The 6,294-nt window shown below is 59.0% G+C and carries 5 protein-coding genes; 2 read left to right on the top strand and 3 right to left on the bottom strand.

The window, feature by feature from the left end; all coding sequences use genetic code 11:
* Positions 1 to 555 precede the first annotated feature (555 nt).
* Together A8B82_RS20070 and A8B82_RS20065 are read left to right on the top strand one after the other, a co-directional pair.
* On the top strand, positions 556 to 2,469 hold the full coding sequence (locus A8B82_RS20070; protein WP_067296570.1) for an ATP-dependent nuclease: 1,914 nt from the start codon (positions 556 to 558) through the stop codon (positions 2,467 to 2,469).
* On the top strand, positions 2,466 to 4,382 hold the full coding sequence (locus A8B82_RS20065; protein ID WP_067296567.1) for an ATP-dependent helicase: 1,917 nt from the start codon (positions 2,466 to 2,468) through the stop codon (positions 4,380 to 4,382). Before A8B82_RS20070 ends, A8B82_RS20065 begins: the two co-directional genes overlap by 4 nt.
* Before the next feature lie 136 nt (positions 4,383 to 4,518).
* On the opposite strand, the gene A8B82_RS20060 is transcribed toward A8B82_RS20065, so the two are convergent.
* The 3 genes from A8B82_RS20060 to A8B82_RS20050 all read right to left on the bottom strand — a co-directional run bounded on the left by A8B82_RS20060 (position 4,519) and on the right by A8B82_RS20050 (position 6,075).
* Positions 4,519 to 4,803 carry a DUF6429 family protein gene (locus A8B82_RS20060; RefSeq protein ID WP_235604748.1) on the bottom strand — a complete coding sequence of 95 codons (285 nt, stop codon included), beginning with the start codon at positions 4,801 to 4,803 and terminating at the stop codon, positions 4,519 to 4,521.
* Positions 4,800 to 5,057, bottom strand: a complete 258-nt coding sequence (locus A8B82_RS20055) for a WGR domain-containing protein (RefSeq protein WP_067296573.1) — start codon at positions 5,055 to 5,057, stop codon at positions 4,800 to 4,802. The genes A8B82_RS20060 and A8B82_RS20055 overlap by 4 nt, the downstream gene beginning before the upstream one ends.
* Before the next feature lie 85 nt (positions 5,058 to 5,142).
* Entirely contained in the window at positions 5,143 to 6,075 is a 933-nt protein-coding gene (locus tag A8B82_RS20050) for a DUF2493 domain-containing protein (RefSeq protein ID WP_067296564.1), read from the bottom strand.
* Between the last annotated feature and the right edge of the window lie 219 nt (positions 6,076 to 6,294).

The following is a 6,294-nucleotide window of genomic DNA, read 5'->3' as shown; positions in this document are numbered from 1 at the left end:
CGCACGTTATTCTGTTCGACCAGAAGCCAGACGCATAGCCCTTCGGAATCTTATGTCAGGTGGCGAACACTAGAGCCCCTCGGCTTCGCCTGGCGGCAGCGTCCGCCTTGCAAGAGGGATGCAGACCCGTCAGAGCTGAAAGCGGATCATGATGGCGACCATGTGGCAAACGGCTTGGGGTGGCTCAGGATGAGACAGATCAAGACGTATTGGCACAGGAAGACAGCAAGGTCGGAATTAAGGGCGGAGCCTCAGCAGCCCGACCCCGCTTGCGGGGCTTGCCCATGTCGAAACCTTCACCATTACAGTCACGCACATCGCAGCATGGAAGCCTATTTCGCAGGTGCAGTATTGTGTTCGGCCCATAGCCGACATCCGAACCCTGTCGGTGCCGCCCGGCGATATACCTGAAAGCGGACACCCAACTCTTGCGGAACGGAAAACCACCCGATCCGTAAGACACGGCGGCCGCCGTCGGCGGATGCGTGCGGTTCAAGCTGTGCAAAGCGCCGTTCTCTCGGTATCGTTGGCCAAGGGCGTAAGGGATGTTCAATAGTGCAAATAAGTCGACTTAAAATATCAAACTTTCGCTCTATCAAAGAGGCAGAAATTCAGTTTGGTGCGGTTACAGTCCTTATAGGGACCAACAACGCCGGGAAATCGGCAATACTGGAAGCGATCCGCATCGCGCTGACCAGACGGTGGGGACAGCGCGGAACCGGATTCACTGAATATGATGTGCATCTGTGCGACGGCAGGCCAGATCCAAAAGTCGGCGATCCAGTTGTTATCGAGGTCGAGCTCCAGGAGGCTGTAGCCAACGAGTGGCCCGAGGACCTCCAAGGCGAACTAGAAGACATCATCCAGCTCGACCCGGTGACCGGCCGTGCGTCGATCATCATGCGCGTCAGCTGCTCATGGGACGCGGCCGAAGAGAGTTTCGTTCCACGATGGGAATTCCTGAACGTCGACAGGAACCCACTCGCCGGGCGCGGCGCCCGCGCCGTCAATCTCCAGGAATTCTTCCAGTTTCTGCCTGTATTCTACCTTGAGGCGCTTCGCGACGTCACAAACGAATTTTCCTCAAGGAGCCAGTTCTGGGGCAAATTGCTTCGGACGGTGCAAATTCCCGAGCCTCTCGAACAGAGATCAAAGCGTATTTTCGATCTCTTGAATCGACGCCTACTCGATGCTGATCCGCTTCTGACCAATCTTGCCACCGGTCTTTCCCATATCAGTAGTGTCGCCGCCTCCGACGCACCGGGCCAAGCTGACTTACGGCTGTTGCCCCTCAATACATGGGATATCCTCTCGAAGGCGGAGGTCATCTATCAGACGGAGGGCGGCAAACCGTGGCTCCCGTTGGCGCGGCACGGTCAAGGTGTGCAGAGCCTTTCTGTGATGTTCCTCTTCAAAGCATTCGTTGAACTGATCCTTAGCGACCTGTATCGGCCTGAAAGCACGGCTGTCTTGGCGCTGGAGGAGCCGGAGACACATCTTCATCCGCAGGCGGCCCGCAGCCTTTGGCGTCATATCAGTGAACTGCCAGGCCAGAAGATCGTAACAACACATTCGCCGTACTTCCTTCAGCACGTTCCCTTCCGCGATATTCGCGTTGTCCGTGTCGAGGCCAACGGCACAACGGTGAGCTCACTCCCTCGGCAATTCCGCGCGCCCGTTCCGCATGTTCCTCAGATCGACGCCATCATCGCCGACTCTGGCGGAATCATCACCTATGACCGCAGCCTCAACGAACTCGTTTTATCCGGCACGCTGCCCCAAAACCAGTATCGCAATCTCCTCGTGGCCTATGCCGGACGCCCCGACACGCAGGGCATCCACGCTGCACTGCGAAAAGCATGCGATGCATCGCAGGAGTTCATCTCGGACGCAGAATTGGAGAAACTCGGGACATTTGCCCGGCGAATCCGCGGCGAAATTTTCTTCGCACGCCGATGGCTTCTCGTTGAAGGGCAATCCGAATACCAACTTGTTCATGGCATCGCCAAAGGCTTGGGCTATGATCTCGATGAACACGGCGTCGCCGTCATCGATTTTCAGAATAATGGCAGCCCGGAAATTTTTGCGGTACTTGCACGAGCGCTGGGTTATCCATGGCTTGCCGTCGTAGACGGAGATCCCGCAGGGCATGATTACATCGCCAGGATCACCGCCAGAAATTTCTCTGCCGCAGAAATCGCACGACGTACCTACTCTTTGCCTGCCGGATTTCTTGAGCAGCAGCTCGTAGAAGATGGTCTGCAAAACGAACTAAAAGCGATCCTCGTCTCTTTTGGAAATGCAGCGGCGACGGACTTTGACAATGAAACGTTGATTTCGGCACTCGAGAACGACAAGAGTGGCTATGCTGCTGTTCTCGCGAAACAGTGCGCCGAGAACCAGGCGCTGGCGCAGCGCATGCCTGCACCGTTCCGCGATGCAATCCTGGCACTCAGAGGCCTCACATGACCGATTCCTCCCTCAGCGTCGCATTGTCAGAACTGACCGAGGCTCAAAGCGTTGCTGTCGCTTGGCGCGATGGCCCGATGTTCGTTCTCGCCGGCCCCGGCTCCGGTAAGACCCGAGTGTTGACAACACGTGTCGCCAAATTGCTCGCCGACACGCCGGATCGTTCGTTCCGCGTCCTGGCTCTGACCTTCACCAACAAGGCCGCTGACGAAATGTCCGCCCGCGTCACTGCACTGGTACCTGAACAGGAGCGCCGTGCTCTCATCGGGACCTTTCACTCGTTCTGCATGCAGATGCTGCAACAGCACGGCTCCCACATTGGCATCAACCCTGATTTTGCGATCTACTCGCTCGACGTAGATCGTCAGGAAATTCTGCGCGACGCGATCAAACAGGCGGGCCTGAGCCAAGACGACGTTCGGCTGCTGTCTACCATTGACAAGCTTAAGTCGCAGCTCATCCAGCCGGCAGGCTCGGCCCGATACTTTCGTGATCCGTCTGATGGCTCACGCGTGGAGCAGGTATACGCCGCTTACGAGGCGGCGCTCACCCAAGCCAACGCCCTAGATTTTGGTTCGCTCATCGCCCAAGCTCATCGGCTAGTCACAGCCTTCCCCGGCATTGCTGGACGCTATCGCAAGACCTATGCCTACTGGATGTTCGACGAGTTTCAGGACACTACCGACGGGCAGTACCGACTAATCCGCGCGCTTGCCGGCGAGGATTTCAGGAATGTCTTCGCCGTTGCCGACGATGACCAGATCATCTACCAGTGGAACGGTGCGAGCTACCAACAGATCCAGCGGTTCCGGGCCGACTTTTCCCCGCAGGAATTGCAGCTTCCAACAAACTACCGTTGTCCACCTGCAATTGTTTCTGTCGCCAACCGTCTTGTGGTCCACAATCTGCAGCGCACGACTGCCAAGCAGCCGCTGGAGGCGGGCAAAACCTCGCTGAAGTATCCCGATGAACAGCACATCTGCGTCCTACGCTATTCCACCGACGACGTGGAAGCCGCGTCGATTGCGGAAGGCATCGCCAAAATCGACCGCGCTCAATGGGGAGAGGTCGCGGTACTGGCCCGCACGCGCTACATGCTCGAAAAGCTTCAATCCGCCCTAACGCAAAAGCAGGTCAACGCGGTCATTTCTCAGCGCCGCGATGATTTCAGATCACCTCAATTCCTATGGCTCGCTGCCGTACTTCGCCAAGGGCTGCGTCCGCTTGATCGACGTGCGCTGGAAATCCTGACCGGCGCTTTCAATCGTTGGTTTGGCACTGACGCGCGTGTCGATCTCATCGTTACCGCCACCGAACTGACCGAACGCTCCCTGCTCGATGAATGGGCGGTAGCGGTCAAAGCCGGGCTTGGAGATGACGTCAATGGCAACGCTCTCGTCGACCTAGCTGCAACCTTCGCAAAGGAGCCCGCGCGGTTCAGGCAGTTTGTTGATGCAGTCCTCGCCATGATCCCGGCGCAGGACGATGAAGCCAGTGACATTGCAGAAGACCGGGCGGCTTGGTCCGATCTTGTGAGAAGTATCGGTAAAACCATCGGCCGCGATGCGCCGCTTGAACAGTTTCTTCAGGAACTGGCCATCCGCTCAAAGGAGGCCCCAGTCGGCAGCAATACCGTGACCCTTATGACGATCCACGGCGCCAAGGGGAAGGAATTCGATCATGTTTATGTGGTCGGACTGGCGGAGGACATCTTGCCGAGCTTTCAAAGCCTGAAAGCAGGCGAGAACAGCGCTGAAATGGAAGAGGAGCGGCGCAACTGCTTCGTGGCTATCACGCGTGCGCGAGAGTGGCTCTGCCTCTCCTATGCCGACAACTATCGGGGATGGAATAAGCAGCCGTCACGTTTTTTACTTGAGATGGGTTTCTCGTTGCCCGATCAACCATCGCAGTGAAGCTCTGATCAATTCAGCACCAAGTGGCTGGCACGCAGGACAATGATGACGACCCTAGGAATGTCCGCTCAGGTCATTGCACCAAGCCTCCGGCGCAGAAGCAGCGAACAACTGGAAGGTCCCGCAAAGCCGCCCGTCACTCGGCCTTGCTGAAATCCCGCGCGAGAATCTCCCGCGCATGCGCGACCCCTTCTGGGGTCAGGCTCAGCGATTTCGCCTTGTTTTTGGGATCAAAAATCAGGCCTTTCTCGAAAAGCCGGTTGGTGATGGCCCAATCGACTCCCTTCCAGACCTGATCGCCGTAATGCAGCGTCAGGCTAAGGATCGCGAGAGCCGCATCATCAATCTTATCGATGTCGAGTGCCATCTCCCCCTCGTTTTCCTGTGTCTGCCCGCTTTTCGAACCGCGGCCGCGCATCATGCATAACCCCGCCGCTTCTTTATCGCGGCAAGTTTCATCAGCGCGGTGACAGCGCGCCCTTCATCTGGATGCTGCTCAATCATCATCTGCCCGCGCGCGCCAATGCGGCCCCATTCGCGCACCAAGCTGGCGCCCCCAAAGAGATCGGGCTGAATGCTCATGCGGTAAAACCGCCGCATGTTGCAGGCTGGATCGATCCGCCGCATCTGCAGGTCGGTCGGGAACACCTCAAGTTGAGCGACAGAGTGAGACATATCGTGATCCAGCAGGCTTTCTTCCACAATATCAAGTGGACGCATGCCCTGCCACCTTGATTTCCCCGCGAGGGGAAAAGGGGGCTCATGCCCCCTTCTCGAACTTCATGACCGGGATGCCGAGCTTTTTGGCCTTGTCGGCTAGGTTCTCCTGGATGCCGGTGCCCGGGAAGACGAGGACACCCACGGGGAGCACATCCAGCATCGCGTCGTTGCGCTTGAAGGGGGCGGCTTTGGCATGCTTGGTCCAATCGGGCTTGAAGGCCACCTGCGTCACGCCCCGGGCCTCGGCCCATTTGGCGGCGATGAGCTCTGCGCCCTTCGGGCTTCCCCCGTGCAGAAGGGCCATGTCGGGATATTTGGTCCGGACCTGGTCGAGCTTGCCCCAGATCAGGCGGTGATCGTTGAAATCGGTCCCGCCGGTGAGAGCGACCTTGGGTCCTGCGGGCAGCATCACCTCGGTCTCCGCGCGGCGCTTGGCGGCGAGGAAATCGCGGCTGTCGATGAGTGCTGCGGTCATGTGCTGGCGGTTCACCATCGAGCCAGTGCGGGGGCGCCAGGTGGAGCCCGTGTGATGGACGAACTCGGTGGCGGCGTGATCGCGCATCATGTCCATGCAGTTGCGCCGTTCGATCAGCGTCAGGCCTTCGGCCGTCAGGCGTTCGAGTTCGGTGGATTTCACCTCGGAGCCGTCCTGCTCGCGCTGAAGGCGGCGCTGCGCCTGTTCGTTTTCATCGAGCGACCGCTCAACCCTCGCCGTGGCGCGGTGGAAGAGGTTGACCTGACCCCAGAGCACCTCTTCGAGGTCGGGTTCCATGCGGGTGTCTTCAAGGCTCGCGACGAGGGCATCGAAGATGTCGGCGACGGCGACCGCAAGGCGCTGCCCATCGGGCATCGGGCGCGGATCGGGCTCATCAAAGGGGCGGTAGCCGTAAAGCTGCAACTCGTCGAGCGCATGGGCGGTCTGCGATGCGGTTTGGGCGGGTTCATACGCGTCGTCGTGGGTGTGGATCGTCATCTGTTTCTTGCCTCCGGGCCTGTCTCATCCGCGCGACAACCCGCGCGGCCTTCATGGGCTGCGAAAGCCGTCACGGGGGACGCCCCTTCACCCCGCCTTCGGGGCCGGAACGCATGTGGAGGAGGGCGGCAGGCAAGCTATTTGTTTCGCGATGCAAAGCGGGGGCTCGTCCCCCGCGGCGGAAATAGCTTGCCTGCCGCCCTTGATGGGGCGTCCCCT

Origin of the sequence: Sulfitobacter sp. EhC04, assembly GCF_001650875.1 — a bacterium.
Classification (GTDB): Bacteria; Pseudomonadota; Alphaproteobacteria; order Rhodobacterales; family Rhodobacteraceae; genus Sulfitobacter.
The sequence above is the reverse complement of the archived record's forward strand: the minus strand, read 5'-3'. Positions and strand labels throughout refer to the sequence as shown.